The following is a 928-nucleotide window of genomic DNA, read 5'->3' as shown; positions in this document are numbered from 1 at the left end:
CCGCCGCCGCGGGTATCGCCATCGCCAACGCCCGCCTCTACGAGCAGTCCCGGATCCGCCAGCAATGGCTGGAAGCCAACCGCGATGTAGCGACCGAACTGCTCGCGGGCGGCGAACCCGGTACCGCACTGGAACTGGTCGCCGACCGCGCCTTGGCGCTCACTCGCTCGGCGTGCACCTTCCTCGCCCTCCCGGAGGACCCCGATATCCCCACCGAGGATGTCACCGAACTGGTGGTGGTCGCCGCCGCGGGTGTCGGCGCCGAGGAACTCATCGGGGAGCGCATCCCGATGGGCGAATCGAATTCCGGCGAAGCGTTCCAATCCGGCCAGGTCGTCGCGGTCGACGAACTGCGCTTCCAGCCGGTCTTCTATGAGCCGTCGAAATTCGGGCCCGCACTCATCCTGCCGCTACGCGCCAAGGATTCGGTCATCGGCGTGCTCGTCACCGTACAACCGCCGGGCGCGCAACCATTGGACGAGGCCGGGCAATCGATGATGGCCGCCTTCTCCGACCAGGCCGCGCTGGCCTTGCAGCAGGCGACCACCCAGCGGCGGGTGCGCGAACTCGATGTGCTTTCCGACCGCGACCGGATCGCGCGCGACCTGCACGACCACGTCATCCAGCGGCTGTTCGCGGTCGGTCTCTCACTGCAGGGCACCGCCCAGCGGGCCCGGGTACCCGAGGTGAAATCCCGGCTCACCGAGACCATCCAGGACATCCAGTCAATTGTCCAAGACATCCGGCACTCGATCTTCGATCTGCACAGCACCACCACCGATGCCCCGACGCTGCGCAAGCGGCTGCACGGCATCATCACCGACATGATCGGCGATAGCGGGCTGCGCACCACGGTTCGGCTGGCCGGACCGGTCTCGGTGCTGGCGCCACCGCTGTCGGAGGACGTCGAGGCAGTGCTGCGCGAAGC

At 67.9% G+C, this 928-nt stretch carries 1 protein-coding gene; it reads left to right on the top strand.

All coding sequences use genetic code 11. The annotated features are described in order from the left end of the window. Nucleotides 1-928 (top strand): GAF domain-containing sensor histidine kinase (locus ON44_RS16490; protein ID WP_040690932.1); only part of this gene is annotated, 928 nt, incomplete at both ends.

It is taken from the genome of Nocardia vinacea NBRC 16497 (assembly GCF_000308835.1).
Classification (GTDB): Bacteria; Actinomycetota; Actinomycetes; order Mycobacteriales; family Mycobacteriaceae; genus Nocardia; species Nocardia vinacea.
Note: the sequence above shows the minus strand (reverse complement) of the source record. Positions and strands in the feature narration are given on the sequence as shown.